At 40.6% G+C, this 17,549-nt stretch carries 15 protein-coding genes and 1 pseudogene; 7 read left to right on the forward strand and 9 right to left on the reverse strand.

Annotation, left to right across the window (positions count from 1 at the left end; all coding sequences use genetic code 11):
* Window position 1: 1 nt before the first annotated feature.
* From IQ236_RS02515 to IQ236_RS02540, 6 genes and pseudogenes are all read right to left on the reverse strand, one after another.
* The gene (locus tag IQ236_RS02515) at window positions 2-322 is read right to left on the reverse strand and encodes an HNH endonuclease signature motif containing protein (RefSeq protein WP_193867816.1); all 321 of its coding nucleotides are present in this window, start codon (window positions 320-322) and stop codon (window positions 2-4) included.
* Window positions 323-548: 226 nt separating this feature from the next.
* Window positions 549-2,420, reverse strand: a complete 1,872-nt coding sequence (gene ltrA / locus IQ236_RS02520; RefSeq protein ID WP_193867817.1) for a group II intron reverse transcriptase/maturase — start codon at window positions 2,418-2,420, stop codon at window positions 549-551.
* A gap of 635 nt (window positions 2,421-3,055) precedes the next feature.
* Window positions 3,056-3,490, reverse strand: a pseudogene (locus tag IQ236_RS02525) (ribonucleotide-diphosphate reductase subunit beta); the annotation flags it as partial.
* Window positions 3,491-3,979: 489 nt separating this feature from the next.
* Window positions 3,980-5,701, reverse strand: a complete 1,722-nt coding sequence (gene ltrA / locus IQ236_RS02530) for a group II intron reverse transcriptase/maturase (protein WP_193867818.1) — start codon at window positions 5,699-5,701, stop codon at window positions 3,980-3,982.
* Between the two features lie 590 nt (window positions 5,702-6,291).
* A complete protein-coding gene (locus IQ236_RS02535; protein ID WP_193867866.1) occupies window positions 6,292-6,468 on the reverse strand; it encodes a hypothetical protein in 177 nt (58 codons plus the stop codon).
* 56 nt (window positions 6,469-6,524) lie between these two features.
* Entirely contained in the window at window positions 6,525-8,783 is a 2,259-nt protein-coding gene (locus IQ236_RS02540) for a ribonucleoside-diphosphate reductase subunit alpha (RefSeq protein ID WP_193867819.1), read from the reverse strand.
* Between the two features lie 371 nt (window positions 8,784-9,154).
* On the opposite strand from IQ236_RS02540, the gene IQ236_RS02545 reads away from it, so the two are divergent.
* A complete protein-coding gene (locus IQ236_RS02545; protein ID WP_193867820.1) occupies window positions 9,155-9,553 on the forward strand; it encodes a DUF4346 domain-containing protein in 399 nt (132 codons plus the stop codon).
* 178 nt (window positions 9,554-9,731) lie between these two features.
* On the opposite strand, the gene psb30 is transcribed toward IQ236_RS02545, so the two are convergent.
* Window positions 9,732-9,863 carry a photosystem II reaction center protein Ycf12/Psb30 gene (gene psb30 / locus IQ236_RS02550; RefSeq protein ID WP_072720874.1) on the reverse strand — a complete coding sequence of 44 codons (132 nt, stop codon included), beginning with the start codon at window positions 9,861-9,863 and terminating at the stop codon, window positions 9,732-9,734.
* A gap of 178 nt (window positions 9,864-10,041) precedes the next feature.
* Between psb30 and IQ236_RS02555 the strand changes: the two genes are divergently transcribed.
* Window positions 10,042-10,845, forward strand: coding sequence for a Uma2 family endonuclease (locus tag IQ236_RS02555; protein ID WP_193867821.1), 804 nt, complete (start codon window positions 10,042-10,044; stop codon window positions 10,843-10,845).
* 324 nt (window positions 10,846-11,169) lie between these two features.
* Window positions 11,170-14,061 (forward strand): isoleucine--tRNA ligase, encoded by a 2,892-nt coding sequence (gene ileS, locus IQ236_RS02560; protein ID WP_193867822.1) that lies wholly within the window; start codon window positions 11,170-11,172, stop codon window positions 14,059-14,061.
* A gap of 90 nt (window positions 14,062-14,151) precedes the next feature.
* Here the strand turns inward: ileS and IQ236_RS02565 are convergent, their stop codons facing one another.
* A complete protein-coding gene (locus IQ236_RS02565) occupies window positions 14,152-14,445 on the reverse strand; it encodes a hypothetical protein (protein WP_193867823.1) in 294 nt (97 codons plus the stop codon).
* Between the two features lie 121 nt (window positions 14,446-14,566).
* On the opposite strand from IQ236_RS02565, the gene IQ236_RS02570 reads away from it, so the two are divergent.
* The 4 genes from IQ236_RS02570 (at window position 14,567) to IQ236_RS02585 (ending at window position 15,985) form a co-directional block, all read left to right on the forward strand.
* Window positions 14,567-14,866, forward strand: a complete 300-nt coding sequence (locus tag IQ236_RS02570; protein WP_228041385.1) for a type II toxin-antitoxin system RelE family toxin — start codon at window positions 14,567-14,569, stop codon at window positions 14,864-14,866.
* Window positions 14,863-15,117: a type II toxin-antitoxin system Phd/YefM family antitoxin gene (locus IQ236_RS02575; protein WP_190516219.1), complete on the forward strand. Its 255-nt coding sequence runs from the start codon at window positions 14,863-14,865 to the stop codon at window positions 15,115-15,117. The genes IQ236_RS02570 and IQ236_RS02575 overlap by 4 nt, the downstream gene beginning before the upstream one ends.
* 102 nt (window positions 15,118-15,219) lie before the next feature.
* Window positions 15,220-15,438: a type II toxin-antitoxin system HicB family antitoxin gene (locus IQ236_RS02580; protein ID WP_193867824.1), complete on the forward strand. Its 219-nt coding sequence runs from the start codon at window positions 15,220-15,222 to the stop codon at window positions 15,436-15,438.
* A 34-nt stretch (window positions 15,439-15,472) separates the two neighbouring features.
* Window positions 15,473-15,985 carry a DUF29 family protein gene (locus tag IQ236_RS02585; protein WP_193867825.1) on the forward strand — a complete coding sequence of 171 codons (513 nt, stop codon included), beginning with the start codon at window positions 15,473-15,475 and terminating at the stop codon, window positions 15,983-15,985.
* 115 nt (window positions 15,986-16,100) lie between these two features.
* Here the strand turns inward: IQ236_RS02585 and IQ236_RS02590 are convergent, their stop codons facing one another.
* On the reverse strand, window positions 16,101-17,507 hold the full coding sequence (locus IQ236_RS02590; RefSeq protein WP_322744071.1) for an ammonium transporter: 1,407 nt from the start codon (window positions 17,505-17,507) through the stop codon (window positions 16,101-16,103).
* Window positions 17,508-17,549 lie beyond the last annotated feature (42 nt).

Raw genomic sequence — 17,549 nt, forward strand, 5'->3', positions numbered from 1 at the left:
GTTAGTTTCGGCACGACTGCCCTTGTTTTAATCCTGTTTTGACTGCATGACGGATATTTTCAGCAGGTGTCACCAACTCAAGATTAGACAGACTATTATTAGCTTTATTTCCGTCAATGTGATTGATTTGCAATCCCTGTGGTATTTCCCCATTAAATGCTTCCCAAACAACTCTATGAACAAGAAATGTCTTTCCATAGCAACTAATCTGACGATATCCGGCGGTACTTCGGGTCGTCTTCTTAATTCCTTGACCTCTTACTTTGAGCATAGAACCATCTTCGGAAACGGTATAAGGTAAATCAGGGTGTTTCGCATCCATGAGCTAAGACATCTATTAGGCTGTAGATGAATTATAACATGGGGAAGTTCATCTTTCTACTTGGCTCAGGATTGTCTCAATTGAGAGTTTCCCTGAATTAGAGGGGTTTTCGATTCACGTTACCGTGAAAAGCCGCTATGAATTTAACGGTTAATCATTTTGAAAATATCAGCAGATCCCGGCATTAACATTCGGGAAGCCAAATTGTAGAAATAGATGAGTTAAACTAAGTGATAACCTCACGATTACCACTTGTCTTCAGAACGGTGCGTGAGACTTTCACCTCACACCGCTCCTGACTTACAGTGCAGTTTTGCTCTACTTTTGTGACTTGTTTACGCTCGTTTCTGGTCTTTTCAAGATGGCAATGTTTGTGGATGAGTTGGAGATTTTTCATTTCTCTTTTCCCACCTTTGCTTTGAGGGTGAATGTGGTCTGTTTCCCATAAGTCCCCGTCATTGAATTTACCTTTACAAATAGGGCAAATTCCTTTTTGCTTTTGCATCAGTTTTAATTCTGTGCTATTCAGCATGGGGTGAGATTTAACCCGTTTTGCCCAATAAGCCAAATTGCCATCATAAATACTCGCTTCGCCTTTAACCGTTATATGTCTGACAATTGGAATGTCAGAGTGTTTGATCAGGGTATTTGTTTTGCCTCGGAATGTCCATCTGTTTCCTTTTTGGAGGGTAAAGTATTTACGATACGCCCATTTCCTCTGTTTATTAGGATGTCTTCTTTTTGCCCATCGGATTAACTTATGTGTTAAAAGATGGTCAATTTTGACAAAGACTTCCTTAGAAACATAGGGTTGGTAATAGTTACACCACCCTTGGATTATCGGATTCAGATGTTTGATTAGTATTTCCTGTGACGATGCCCTGTGTAAGTCAACGATTTGGGCTAGGCGTTGATAGTGGTTCTGGACAGCCTCTTTGCTGGGAGTGATTAACATCACATATCCAGTGGTTTTTCCGTTGGTTCGTTTTGCACTTCTGTATTCCCCTGTTTTATGGTGTTTGATGTTGACACCGAGAAAGTCGAGGCCCTCGGTAGAGTGTACCATTTGGGTTTTTTCAGGTTTGATTTCTAGCCCTATCTGGGTTAGGAAGTCCTTTACAACCTGTTGGACTTCTTCGATGATTTTCTTGTCAGGATGAATAACTAAAAAGTCATCAGCGTAACGAACAACGGACAAGGATTTTTGAGTTCTCACTTTACCTACTGTTCCCCATCTTTGGTCAGTGGCGTTCCATTCTGGAATTCGATATTTCTTCTCATTCCATAACCAATCCTTCAGCCGTTCTTCTAACCCGTGAAGGGCGATGTTAGCTAGGAGTGGAGAGATAACACCACCTTGGGGAGTGCCAGAGGTTGAGGGAGTAAATCCATTTTTTTCACCTTTGTTATTAAAGTCAATAACCCCGCTTTTCAGCCATGCTTTAATTTGCCGTCTGAAAGTTGGACAAGTATTGATTTTATCCAATAGGGCTGTGTGGTCAATGTTGTCGAAACACCCTGAAATGTCGGCATCATATACCCATTTCCCGTCTGTTGTTGACAGCACTGTGTGGATGTAAGTGATGGCATCACGGGTGCTTCGGGCAGGTCTGAAACCGTATGAATGAGGTTCAAACTTGGCTTCCCATTCAGGCTCAAGAGCCATTTTTAGGAGAGCTTGTTTTGCTCGTTCCTCTATAGTGGGTATGCCTAGTGGTCGTTTCTCATCCTTGTTCGGCTTGGGAATCCATACTCGCTTGACGGGTTTGGATTTGGAGCTTACTTTGAGCCTTTCCGCCAATTGTAGTCTTTGGTTGGGCTTTAGAGTTTTAACTCCATCAATTCCTGCCGTGTTTTTGCCACGATTGTCTTGAGTGACTTTTCTAACCGCCAGAACCTTTGCAGACCAAGAATTAACAAGCGTTTTCTGTAAAGAGCGTTGCGCCCCTATGTCGCCACGTTGGGTAGCTTCATAAATCCGTTTCTGTAACTTATAAACTTTCCGTGAAACTTGTTTCCAATTAATATTGAACCAAGCTTCAGTTTGGTCAGTTTCGTATTCCTTCCTCTTAACTGATTCGTTAATGGCATTGGACATAAAATTACATACTCCATCAATAATTTCTGTAAGCCGTCCTACGTCAGCGTATCTTTTCCATTACAGAAAAGCGTTTGCTTCTTAGAACATCCTTCCCCTTATAGCCATACGGTTGACACCTACTTGAATATCGACCTATCCAAGAGACTTTAAGGTTTTTCTCGTTCCCAATTAGCTTCTTATGTAACTTTTAGGTTCTGTCTTTACCCCGACTCCTGTAATGGATACCTCCTAAAGCAAACGGATAGTTACTTTAGTTTGATTAAGCAACGGCTATTACTTAATCCAAGGAGCTTGCCTTTGGCTTGGCGTGTCATCTACTTTTTCGCCATTTTCTATCACGAGGCTTGTTGACAGTTCACTGTTAGTTAACCATGAGTTACTTCCCTAGCGATGGTATGCCTTAGCAGCAAGGTTTTATCGCATTTCCTTCCAGCTTCAGGCGTTGATGGTCAGTCTCAAACCTGTGGAAGTGGAGTCACATTCGGTATCTGAATGGGATGGAATTTCACCATCAAGCTAATTGAGTTGTCAAGGTTCGTAAATTACTCCATTCTAGGTTCAGTCATTCCTGCCGTAGATTTATGAAGCTTGTAAAGAACCTCGCCTGTTTCCCAGATTAAGTTCAGAAAAACCTAAATCATTTCAACAGAACGAGCCGCACACCCATTGTAGAAGTAAAGTCCTTCTAACATATAGTCGGCTAACAGGGAAATAAAGTAGTTTTCAAGGGTGGGATTATCCATATATTTTTGATAAATTCCGGCAATAAATTCACAGCGATCGCGTAAAACTTCATCTGTTCTCCAAAAATCATAGACAAAATTTCTCCGATCCGATGGAATAATCGTTTCAATCATGTATTGATAACTCTGATTGTGCATTGCCTCCTGAGAGGTTTGTTCTGCCATACACAGACTAATTTCTGGGGCAGTTACACAACTTTTGAGATGAGGAATATTGCAGGTTTGAATGGAATCTAAGAACGTTAAATAGGATAAAATTCCATCAAATGCCCAGCGTTCATCGGGAGTTAAATTAACATAATCCACGACATCCTGAGTAATATCTAATTTTTCAGGTCATTTGTGTTCAGTTAGATTCGCTAAGTCTAACCCGCTTGATTCAAGCTGCCATAAGTCACCTTATGGATCGGACTATCTCATCATCCTTTTAATCTAAAAAGGAGTCCCCTGCTTCGACAGTCAATCGCTTACTGCCTACTCCCGTATAGGGTTAGTCTCTACACCTTCTTGCTTTTTAGCAAGCTTGGCACGGTATTGTCTGTAATGTAAAATCCTGTGACAGTTAGAACACAAGAGAATACATTTATCTAATTTTTGGAATACCTTACGCCAATAAATTATACAGAGTTCCACCGTTTTCAAGGGATTTAATCTGAGCTACCTAATTAACCCAAAAATTCTCGCGCATTTGCTTGTACAAACCGACAGCCCAGGAATAACGCACGTCGTTTAAGTCGGGTAAGGTTCGAGCGTCACCGCTCCCCCCTCCCCTAAGAACCGTGCGTGACTATTACTAATCACACGGCTCAAGCCTTACTTCAAGCCTTCAAACTTGGTTTTACTGTGTACCTGCTTATGGCACGCACTGTGCAGGTGCATCAGGTTTTCGGTGTCGTCCGTTCCACCTTCTGCAACAGGTACTATATGATGGGTTTCGATATTTTCACCGTTGAATAGGTGTTCTCCGCAGACGGCACATTTCCATCCTTGTTCTTTGGCTATTTGTTCATATTTAGAACCTTTTGCCCAGTATTTCTTACCGTTGTTTGTGTTGCGGTTCTCCCAGTATTCTTTAAGGTTAGGGTCATCTGGACTGCTATTACTTTTGACTTTTATGTGTCTCTCTATGGGTGTACTACTGATGTCGTATAGGATGTAAGTTTTTTCCTTTCCTTTCCTACCAGTCCCTTGACACATAAATGTCCAATCTTTCCCTTTTAACCGGGTGAAGTATTTCTTTTTAACCCATTCTGTTGATTTGGCATGATGCCTACGCCGCGCCCATGTCCAAAGGTATTGCCATACTCTATGTGAGATATATTCAAAGACTTCCTTACTAACTACACCTCTATAGTAGTTAGCAAAGCCCCGGAGAATTGGATTTAACTTCTTGATGACTTCTTCTTGAGTCGAAGCTTTCATCATTGATATGGTTTCCCCTATTTTCTGACAAAAAGCTAAGACCTTTTCTTTCTGAGGTTTGATTAATAGTTTGCCTTGATAGCGACGCACGTTAAACCCCAAGAAATTGAATCCGTCCTCTATGTGTACTATCCTTGTTTTCTCCTCGCTAATATTAAGTCCTCTTTCTGCTAACCATTGCTTAATCAGGATTAGCGCTTTTTCTAGTGTCTCTTTATCCCTTGATGTTATTACAAAGTCATCTGCATATCGAATGACACCTAGAGTAGTCCTAGTTTTATGTTGATAGACCTTACCAGTTTTCTTGTTTACATTGTCATGGTATTGATAGACTGGTAGGCTTTCAACTACTTCTAAGAGTCCGTGTAATCCAATGTTAGCCAGTAGTGGACTTATAACACCTCCTTGCGGAGTACCTGTATTGGTGGGATTGTGGACACAATCATAGACGAATCCTGCTTTTAACCATTCTTTGATTAGTTCCTTTTTGGGAAATGAATTAATCATATTCAGAATGGATTCATGGGCAATGTTATCGAAAAATCCTTCAATATCTGCATCGAGAATATAAGAGTCTGTCTCTCTGCCATTCTTCACGCTTAATCTTTGGAAACATTGAGCGATAGCATCCTGACAGCTTCTTCCGGGTCTGAATCCGTATGAATTAGGCTCAAACACTGCTTCCCATTCGGGTTCTAGTGAGTTTTTGACTATTGCCTGTGCGACTCTATCCTTTACGGTAGGAATTCCGAGAGGACGTTTCTTGCCATTTGCTTTGGGTATATACACCCGTCTTGTGGCTTTTGCTTTTGGCATCTTCCATTCTTGGACAAGTTTTACTCGCTGTGCGGGTGTATTTACAACCTCCTTGTCTATTCCCGCCGTTTGCTTTCCGGTGTTAACCTGAGTAATTTGTCTGACACTTAGCAATAGGTTGGCGTAGTTTCTGATTAACAGTTTTTGCAGCCGTCGTAGCTGCTTCCACTGACCAAGTTTTCGGGCACGGAAAATTCTTTGACGTAAATTCCTAACAATCTTGTGGGCTTTCTTCCAATTTACTTGGCTCCAGTCCTCTAGTTGTCCGTTGACTCCATTTATCAGTTTTGCTGACATCTAACTTTTATCTCCGTTTGGTTTCTTTGTCATTGTCTTTTCCGTATAAGACCCAAGAGAAGTCTGCTATTCCTTTCGGTCAGGGGCAAATTTAGAACCCCTATCCCTCTTATTACCAAAGGGCTTTCGCTTTTTCTCTCATCCTTTACCCTCCAAAGGATTCCGCCTTTCTTACGATTGGCCTACTTAGTTTTTCGACCTCGACTAAGACTTTGTAGGGCTTATCCTGTTGTATCGTTTGAAGTTTCTGGATGGGTTAGGGCGGCTGTCTCTACTGCGGGAGGGGTTTTGTTTCCACGTCTAAATAAATGCAATATATTTAGACCACCTCCTTACCATTTTGGTTAGAGCCTATCAGGGTAGTTTGGCTCTTCAAACTATCACGCAGCATAATCAACAACTTAGACCATGTTCGTCCTTCCCATCTTTTCCCTCTAGCTCCTTGACCGCTTAACCCTAGCAGCTTCAGGCTACATTTAGGACGTGCATTCCTACCATTTCATTACTTACTTTGGTAGTCGTCGGACTCTTGCGAGTCTTTTCTACGAGGGCTAGGGGTGGAAATCCCTAGAGGACTTCGCCGTCCCAGTTCAAACGACCAGTTCAGGTCGCACCTGCATTAAATTGGTGGTTTCCCCAAACCAAATTGAACGATGGGCAATATCATCGTTTCCATTGGGGTTAAAAATGGGATTTATGGGCATTTTTAAGGGTTTTTGATGCCCATTTTTATCCATTGCTGATGATGAAAAGAAGTCTAGGGTCATACTTGTAAAATACAGTAGAGACGTTGTATACAACGTCTCTACTGTATCTTTAACTTTTAGTTTGCACAAGAGGCACAGCTATCATCAGTTTCTTTGAAGCTGTCACGCTGTACAGTCCTGACATAATAAACGGCTTTACACCCTTGTTGCCAAGCCAAGATTAAAGTATCAAAAATATCTTTAGCTTTAAGAGTCCGATCAGGCTCATCGGGGAAATAAATTCCTTCGTTGAGATTAAACATTAATTCCATTGAAATTCCGGTATCAATCCATTGTTGAACAGTAGCAACTGCTTTCACAACAATTTGTTGATTTAGGCTTTTATTTTCCGGGTAAAACCAGAAATGATCCCGCAGAAAAGGTGGGGCAATGGGTACGGTTCCTTTTGCCCATTTGTCATAGAAAAAACGACTATAACAAGGTAAAATACTAGCGGTACATCCTTGCACTAAGGAAGAAGATGTGTTAGGAGCGATCGCGGTAATATGAGAATTGCGAATCCCATATTGTTGAATTTCCAAACTCAATTTTTGCCAGCGTTCTTTATTTCCTGCGTGTTGTAAAAACCACTCTACGGGTTTTGCTCCAATTAATTTTCCTTGACTCCAAGTGCTGCCTTTAAAGGCTGGATAAGCACCTCGTTCTTTTGCCAATTCCATTGAGGTTTGAGTACAATAAAAACCGATATCTTCAAATAGATGACTAATTTCGGTTAAATGATTATAGGTTAAGCGATTTTTGGCTAACCAATCTGCTAACCCCATCGCCCCAACCCCAATGGTACGATATTTTTGATTATGGTGTTTACTGGCTTCAAAGGGTGCATTGGTAATTTCAATGGTATTGTCTAACATTCGCACCGCAATTTCACAGATTTCTGGGAGTTCTTCGGGTTCAATATTAGCCAAATTCAAGGAATCTAAGTTGCAAGTGTGTGCTTCCTCTCCGGGTTTAACATTACTCCACGATTCTTGACATAAATTTCCCCCCGGAATATACCCTTCATGTTGATTCGGATTAGCTCGATTTGAGGTATCTTTAAACCATAAATAAGGCATTCCCGTTTCCACTTGAGAACGCATCATTAACTTGAACAGTTCTCTAGCATTTACCTTTTTATAAAGGGTAATTTCTGTATCTAAATTTTCTTCTATTTTTTGATAGGCTTTTTCAAAGGATTCACCCCAAGTTTCTGCTAATTCAATGCCTAATTTTTCCCTAATTTCATAGGGATCAATCAGTGTCCAATCTTCTCGATTAATCACCCGACGCATAAATTCATCTGGGATGACTAATTGTGGAAAAATATCATAAGCTTTGCGACGTTGATCTCCATTTTCGGTCTGCATTTCCAAAAATTCAGGAACGTCTAAATGCCAGATATCTAAACTAACTGTAATTGCCCCCGCCCGACGACCGCCTTGGTTCACCGCGATCGCCGTATCATTTAATAATTTAATCCAGGGAATAACACCCCCAGAGGTGTTTTGTTTCCCCATAACCCAACTTCCGGTCGCCCGAACTCGACTAACATTTGTTCCGACACCGCCGCCATTTTTAGAAATCCTAGCGGCATCTTTAATAGTGTCAAAAATACTTTCTAAGTTATCATCCATTGCTGTAATAAAACAGCTACTTAATGAACCATGAGGAATCCTTAAATTAGCTAAAATCGGTGTCGCTAAGGAAATTTTTCGTTGAGCGATCGCTTGATAAAACTTTCTTGCCCAAAATAACCGATTTTCGGATGTTTCAACAATTGCTAATAGTAAGGCACAGGTTAATAAAGCTTCTTGGGGTAATTCATCGGGCAATAAATAGCGTTTACTTAACAAAACCGCCCCAGCATAATCATAATCTTTATCCCATTCTGGATTAATCCAACTCCCAGCTTCTTGAAGTTCTTCTACGGTATAGGTTAAAATCCTAACATCATATTGCCCCTGTTCAACTTTGTTGTGAACCGTTCTACAATAGTCGCCGTATTCATAACCTCGACGAACTAAGGCATCTTTCCATAAACTCCAAATATGCAGTCTTCCAGCCACATAACGCCAGTCGGGGTCTGAGGGACTGCATAATTCTAGGGCGCAATTAATTAAATTATCCTGAATTTCTCTGGTGGTCACACCATTGCGGAGACGGGTGGTGAGTCCCGCTTCTAAGGTAATGGGGTTCGCCTCCATCCCCTCACAAGCCCAGTTGACAACTTCTCGAATTTTAGAAACATCTAACGGAGCAAAACTTCCATCCCGTTTGATGACTTTAATATCTTTGCTGGGGGTTGTCGCTATGGATAGTGATGTTGATTGCATAGTCAATCTTTTTACCCACTTCTATAATAATTTCATGCCTTACCACTGTACTCTAATTCCATATTTAGTGATACCCATTGACAAAAATCTTATTTTACACTATATTTAGCGTAATATTTGATAACTGTACTTAAAATTAGGCTTATTAGCATTATTAAGTTGCCAAAAAAAACAACACCAAAATTTATAGGTAGAGGTGGTTGAAAAGACGGTTTCTAGTTGAAATTAAATCTAATTAGGTCAGGTTTAGTAAGTTTTGGGGTAGGTGTGGTCGGTTAACTTGAACTCCCCACTGCAAAGTTAATGGAAATGTAGGGTTGAAATCAGATAAACTGTAAACAGGTATACTTTATCAATTCCTTATTAATATTGTGTCTGCTCAATCAACAACGTTCAACGCTCAAGAACTCGCTGCTTTAGACGATCAGCTTTCTAATCGTTTTATTCATCTTGATCCGTCGGGATATTTTATTATTTATATTGATAAAGAAACAAGGTTAATCTGTGCCGAACATTATACCAATGCTATTAATGAAAAAGGATTAGCCGTTGATCCTGAAACGGGAGAACCTTTTCCCTGTACAGGGAGTTTGAAGCGAACACCCACTGCTATTTTTAAAGGAAGAACAGCTAAAGAATTAGGAATTAAAATTACTGAAGAAACTCAACCCTGTCCGATCAGTTGTTTAGATCATGCGTTGTATTTAGGACGGGAATTTGTGCGGGCGGAAATTGCTTTAACCACAGGACAACCCTATATTCAAGACTAGAGTTAGAAACCGGGTTTCTGACCCAGATTTTGCTGATGAAATCCAGATTTTTGCTGAGAAACCCGGTTTCTAGTAAGTCCTGATGTCTTTACTGAGAAACCGGGTTTCTGACCCAGATTTTGCTGATGAAATCCAGATTTTTGCTGAGAAACCCGGTTTCTGGTAAGTCCTGATGTCTTTACAGATCGCCGCCGCGAAAAGCCAGTAACACGATGACTACGGGGCCAGCAACCACAATCAAACCCAACATTGTAAGCTGTGCAATAAGCTCAAAGTTGATATTGCCCAAGAAACTTGTAATCGCGTCCATTATTCCTCCAAACTTAACGAGCGTCAATATTGAGTGTTTATAAAAATCAACAGTTGATCTTACCAGGCGATCGCACCATCATTTTAATAATTTTAATAAAACGCAATACAACTCAACCCAGTCAAGCCGAATCACAAGCTACCATAGGGGAACAGAACTCAACCCCCCTGTGTTTGCTATGGTTACAACGGCAAATCTTTCTTCTCCTCCGACTCAGGATGAACTACCCTACTCCGATGGAGTTCCGATGGAAAGCCAACGTCACGTCCAGCAGATGACCCTGTTAATTCTGACCCTGCAACCTTGGTTAAACGCCCGAACAGATGGCTATGCTGGGGGAAATATGTTTGTCTATTTTAGTTTAGAACAACTGAAAAACCGGGATTTTCGCGGGCCAGATTTTTTTGCGGTGGTGGGTGTTCCTAAAGGAGAACGCAAAAGTTGGGTGGTTTGGGAGGAAGGAAAAGCACCGGATGTGGTCATAGAATTGTTATCAGAAAGTACCGCTAATACCGATAAAACCGATAAAAAATTAATCTATCAAAATCAATTACGAGTTTCTGAATATTTTTGGTATGATCCCTTTAATCCTGATGATTGGGCGGGTTTCTTTCTGCAACAAGGAATTTATCAACCGCTAATTCTGAACGAAAATCAGCAATTTATTAGTCAATCTTTAGGATTATCATTAGTGCGTTGGTCAGGAATTTATCAAGGGACTGAAGGGGTTTGGTTACGTTGGGCGACTTTAGACGGGGAATTATTACCGTTAGGGGAAGAAATCGCTGAACAAGAACGTCAAAATGCTAAACAGGAACGTCAACGCGCTGAACAAGAACGGATTCGGGCTGAACAGGAACGTCAACGCGCTGAACAAGCGGAATCTCAACTGCGTCAAGTTGCCTTGAATTTATTACAAAATGGAATGAGTATTGATCAAGTTGTGCAAATAACAGGATTATCTCAAGAACAAATTCAATAAACATAATTAAACCGTAGGGGTGAGGTCTTCTCCATCCGTGTAAACTTAACGACAAAAAGCCCTGAAATAAATTTCGGGCTAAAAGCTCAAACCCGTTAAAACGGGTTAAGAAAGATAGGTATTTAGTCATCTTTAGATGACTTTAGCTCTTAGCCCGAACTTGAGTTCAGGGCTAACGAGGGTTAAGTTTACACGGATGGGTCTTCTCTCCCTTAAGATTAGGAACGCGAAAGAGTTGAGTCCTGAAGGACTCACTACAATTTGTGCGAATTAACGTTAAGATAAAATACGAATAAATTATTGAGAATCGCTCAGGATACTGCTGTGACAGAAGCCAAGTCTTATAAAGATACCGTCAATTTGCCCCAAACAAAATTTGATATGCGGGCAAATGCTGTGAAACGGGAACCGGAAATCCAAGAATTTTGGGCTGAACAGGAAATTTATCAACGCCTGTCAGAAAATAATCCGGGTGAATTGTTTATTTTACATGATGGCCCCCCTTATGCGAATGGGGCGCTGCATATTGGTCATGCTCTCAATAAAATTCTTAAAGATATTATTAATCGCTATCAAATTTTACAAGGTCGTAAAGTTCGTTATGTTCCGGGGTGGGACTGTCATGGTTTACCCATTGAATTGAAAGTATTACAAAACATGAAAGCGGGGGAACGTGAACAATTAACCCCGTTAACGTTGCGTCATAAAGCGAGAGATTTTGCCTTACAAACCGTTGAACAACAGAAAGCGGGTTTCAAACGGTATGGGGTTTGGGGCGACTGGGAACATCCCTATTTAACTTTAAAACCGGAATATGAAGCCGCCCAAATTGGTGTATTTGGAAAGATGGTTTTAGAGGGATATATTTACCGAGGACGCAAACCTGTTCACTGGAGTCCCAGTTCTAAAACCGCCTTAGCAGAAGCCGAATTAGAATATCCTGAAGGTCACGTTTCTCGCAGTTTATTTGCTGCCTTTAAACTGTTAACAGTGGCTGAACCTTTGCGCGAGTTATTAACGCCATTTCTATCAGAATTAGGGGTAGCGATTTGGACAACAACTCCCTGGACAATTCCGGGTAATTTAGCGGTTGCCGTTAACCCCGCGTTAAATTATGCCGTTGTGGAAGTGGGGGAAACTGAAAAACCTGTTCAGTTTAAATATTTAATTGTGGCGGAAGATTTAGCGGAACAATTATCAACAACGTTGGGTTATCCGTTAACGATTAAAGCCACGTTTAAAGGCAAGGATTTAGAACATTGTACCTACAAACATCCGTTATTTGAACGGGAAAGTCCGATTGTTTTGGGTGGGGATTATATTACCACAGAATCGGGTACGGGATTAGTTCATACCGCCCCTGGTCATGGTCAAGAAGACTATATTGTGGGTCAAAAATATGGTTTACCCATTTTATCCCCCGTTGATGATCATGGAAATTTTACTTCTGAAGCTGGAAAATTTGAAGGATTGAATGTTTTAGGAGAGGGAAATGGAGAGATTGTTGAGGCTTTAATAGAAGTTAATTCATTGTTAAAAGAAGAGCCTTATCAACATAAATATCCCTACGATTGGCGCACGAAAAAACCCACAATTTTTAGAGCTACAGAACAATGGTTTGCTTCCGTTGAAGGGTTCCGAGATGCAGCTTTAAAAGCGATTTCTGAGGTTAAATGGATTCCCGCCCAAGGGGAAAATCGGATTACTTCTATGGTGGCAGATCGCAGTGATTGGTGTATCTCTCGACAACGCAGTTGGGGGGTTCCGATTCCGGTTTTCTATGAGGAAGAAACCAACGAACCGCTATTAAATGAAAGCACGATTAATCACGTTCAAACTATTATTGCGGAAAAAGGTTCGGATGCGTGGTGGGAGTTATCCGTTGCGGAATTATTACCCGAAGAATACCGTAATAATGGCAAGACTTACCGCAAGGGAACTGACACGATGGATGTGTGGTTTGATTCCGGTTCTTCTTGGGCTGCTGTTGCAAATCAACGCCCAGAATTACGTTATCCGGCGGATATGTATTTAGAAGGGTCTGATCAACATCGGGGCTGGTTTCAATCGAGTTTATTAACGAGTGTGGCTAATTATGGTCATGCGCCTTATAAAACGGTATTAACTCATGGATTTGTTCTCGATGAAAAGGGGATGAAAATGAGTAAATCCTTGGGGAATGTGGTTGATCCGGCGATTGTAATTGAAGGGGGTAAAAATCAACAACAGGAACCTCCCTATGGGGCTGATATTCTGCGGTTGTGGGTGTCATCGGTGGATTATTCTTCGGATGTTCCTCTGGGTAAAAATATCCTCAAACAGATGGGGGATGTTTATCGCAAAATCAGAAATACGGCTCGATTTTTATTAGGGAATTTGCATGATTTTGATCCGAGTAAAGATACCGTTAAATACGAAGAATTACCGGATTTAGATCAATATATGCTGCACCGGATCACGGAGGTATTTAAGGAGGTAACAGAAGCGTTTGAAAGTTATCAATTTTTCCGATTTTTCCAGGTGATTCAGAATTTCTGTGTCGTAGATTTGTCGAATTTCTATTTAGATATTGCCAAAGATCGCTTATATATTAGTGGGGTTGATGGCTCCCGTCGCCGCAGTTGTCAAACGGTGTTAGCCGTGGCGTTAGAAAATTTAGCGAAGGCGATCGCACCTGTATTATGTCACATGGCGGAAGATATTTGGCAAAATGTTCCCTATTCTACGCCCCATAAATCGGTATTTGAAGCGGGTTGGGTCACGTTAGAAAAACACTGGGAGAAGCCAGAATTAGGGGCGTTATGGCAACAGTTACGACAAATCCGTAGTGAGGTTAATGTTGTCTTAGAAAAGGCACGGCAAGACAAAATGATTGGCGCGTCTTTAGAAGCAAAAGTGTTGTTATTTGTAGCCGATGATAATTTGCGTCAACGCCTGCAACAAATGAACCCCAAAACAATACAATTAAAAGAAAATAATGGGGTTGATGAGTTGCGTTATCTGTTGATTTGTTCCCAAGTAGAACTGTTAGAAAGTGCTGAAGCTTTAAACGGGTTACAGTATTGTCAACAGTTAGAAGGTTTGGGAATTGGTGTTGTGAAAGCGGATGGGGAAAAATGCGATCGCTGTTGGAATTATTCGGTTCATGTTGGGGAATCAAAAGATGATCCTACCATTTGTGAACGGTGTGTTCAGGCGTTAGCAGGAACGTTTTAAGTTATAATCAAGAAGATAGGGATAAGGTGAAATCGGATCTCCTTATCCCTAGCTATTTTGAATAAAACTTCTGAGTAATTCAGTCTGCAATTAATGAATGTTAGACAGTCTCGTTGAGGTTGTACCTCCTCGGTTGGTTAAGTATCGGACACCTTCAACTGCTCGGTTACCTATTGAAAGACCTAATGGAATAGCAGCGCAAACTCCTGCGATCGCAGGTAATGACACAGCAATAGCAGTAGCACCTGCTGCTCCTCCAATTGTTGCTACAACTACTGTACCTATTCCAGCCTGAGATGCGAGAGTTGCTCCTGTAGCAATAGTACCTAAGAATCCGAACTCAGTTACCACTGCTTCAATTCCAGAATTATTGTTAGCGGCCATGACAATCCTTTAAAAGTTGAGGTTGAGTAAAATTATACAAGCTACATCTACAATAAAGCTTCGCTAATATTACGGATTTTTAGACCAATTTATTTGTATTTTTTTATACAGGTATGGTTGTATGTATGATATCGAATTTGCTGAATCTGTTCGACAACACCTGATGAGCCTCTCACCCAGAGAAATTGCTATCATAATAGATGCCATTGAGGAGCAACTTGTCTATGATCCTTTAACTCAAACTCGCAACCGCAAACCGTTACGCCCTAATCCTATAGCACCTTGGGAACTCCGTATAGGTTCTTTACGGGTTTTTTATGATGTTATTGTTGATGAATTCAATGTTGTGCGAATTTTAGCAGTCGGTAAAAAGCAAGGAAATCGACTATTTATTGGTGGTCAAGAGGTAAAACTTAAATGAAAACGATTGAACTTTCAACAGCATCCCAATCTTTATCAGCTTATGCTGAAGAATTTAGTCAGGAAACCATTGTTTTAACAGTTAATGGAAAAGCCGTTGCAGCCGTTGTTTCTTTAGAAGGAGTTGATCCTGAATCTTTAGTATTAAGTACGAATCAAGAATTTTTAGAAATTATTCAAAATTCCAGAAATGAGTTTAAATCGAAAAAAACCCTATCACTTGAAGACATTAAAAAAGAATTTATTCACTAGGGAGTAAAATTGGTGTTGTGAAAGCCAAACTAGAAATCCAGGTTTCTCAAAGAAACCTGGTTTCTAATAAATAAAAATTAATTGATTTAAACCTTTAAGATTATGAAATCTATTAAAATTATTGTTGAAAAACATTCTGATGGTTATATTGCTTATCCTTTAGGAATTAAAGGTGTTGTTGTTGGGGAAGGAGAGACCTATCAAGATGCTTTAGTCGATGTTAATTCTGCAATTCGTTGTCATATTAAAATGTTTGGCGAGGAGGTTTTAGAAGAACAATCAGCTATCCTAGACGCTTTCATTGCTGAAGTGAGTGTTTAAATTCCAAAATTTCCTAATATTAAGAGATTAAGTTATGAATCAAGAATTAATAGATTTAAAACAAAGTATTATAGAGGGTCGATATGACGATGCTTTAGCGATTATAGATGAATGGGAATGGATGAGTAAAGAACAAATTTTACAAAAAATTGAAAGTTTTTTAGTCCGGTTATTAGTGCATTTAATTAAAAACCAAGTCGAACAACGTCTAACCAATTCTTGGGCGGCTTCTATTAGAGATTCTATCTTAAAAATCCAACGATTGAATCTTAAGGCTAATAAAACATCTTATTATATTAAAATTAATGAGTGGGATAATGATTTAGAAAATGCCTTTAAAGATGCTATTTTTGAAGCTAGTGTGGAAGTACAAGCAGGGATTTATAAGCCGAATCAATTACGTCAAATGGTCGATAGAGTTGAGGTGATCAATACAGCGAAAAGATTAATTTCTTTGACCTATAATTATTCCACTGAAGGTTTGCGAGATGTGATTGATGATGAGTTTTGTAAATTACCTGGGGGTGAGGATTGGAATCAAAAATAACATGAAATCTTTTCCTCTTTGATTCCTATTATAATACAAAAAAACAGGTTTTTATTCCCTTCTGATGGGTCAAAAACCTGATTTATCAATTAATGGTTTTGAATTGTAAATTGTTCTAACCTTCTTTTCTCGAAAAGGTTTCGGTAGCAAAACTCAATCCAGAAGCAAAGTCTTCACCATAACCTTCTTCACCGTGTTGATCAACATCCAGACTTTGTTCTTCGACCATCGATTTAACACGCAATTCCATCAGAGAACCAAGAATCTTGACAATTACAAAAGTTCCAACAGCAGCAAAAATGTAAGTCGCCAGTACCCCAACAATTTGAGGGATTAATTGTCCTGGATTTCCATATAGCAGTCCATCAAACCCGGCTGCATTCACACTTTTTGTGGCAAAAACTCCGGTTAAAATAGCACCAATGGTTCCACCGACACCATGAACCGAATAGGTATCTAAAGAATCATCAAATTCCAATTTCACCCGCCAACTCACCGCATAGAAACAGCAAACGGCTGTGATGGAACCAATTAAAATTGCACCAACGGGGGTAACAAATCCGGCGGCGGGAGTAATACCCACTAATCCTGCTAAGAAACCACTAGCAGTACCAACAGCCGTGGGTTTACCGCGTAAATACCATTCCACCAGAGCCCAAGTTAACCCTCCGGCTGATGTTGAGACCATGGTGGCGACAAAAGCAACAGTCGCTAAAGAACCAGCACCCAAAGCACTACCCGCATTAAAGCCAAACCAACCAAACCACAACATCCCAATCCCTAACAGGACAAAAGGAACATTATGGGGGACATGGGGAATCACCATAAAATGCTTACGGGAGCCAATCATATAGGCGAGAATCACCGCCGAAACCCCGGAACTGATGTGAACAACGGTTCCGCCTGCAAAATCTAACGCACCAATGGCTTGTAACCAACCCCGACCCCAAACCCAATGGGCCAAGGGAGAATAAATAAATGTAGACCACAGCAAGACAAACCAAAAATAAGCTTTAAAGGTCATCCGCTCGACAATGGCCCCAGAAATTAACGCGGGGGTGATGATGGCGAACATCATCTGATACACCATAAACAACTGGTGGGGGATGGTTCCCGCATAGCCAATGGGGTCAGGAGCATCAACTGCGACGTTATGTAAAAAAGCCCAATCTAATCCACCAATGAAGCGTTCAATGCCTTGACCAAAGCCTTCTGAAACGGGAGTCGAGACATCAAAGGCAAGGCTATATCCCCAGAATACCCAGGTAACACCAACGATTCCCATCAAGATGAAACTCATCATCATTGTGTTGAGAACGTTACGAGATCGGACTAATCCCCCATAAAAAAATGCTAACCCCGGTGTCATAAACAGCACTAAGGCGGCAGAAACCAACATAAAAGCTGTATCCCCAGAATTAATCGGGTTTTCTGTGGCTTCTTGTGCCCAAGCGGTTCCCGTCAGAGGGCCGACCAGCAGAGCGAATGCAACTAATCCAATAATTCCTAATTTTTTGAGCACGTTACTATTCTTTCCTATAACCAAAAATTATCCAGAGAGTGA

Source organism: Planktothrix mougeotii LEGE 06226, assembly GCF_015207485.1.
In the GTDB taxonomy this organism is placed as follows: Bacteria; Cyanobacteriota; Cyanobacteriia; order Cyanobacteriales; family Microcoleaceae; genus Planktothrix.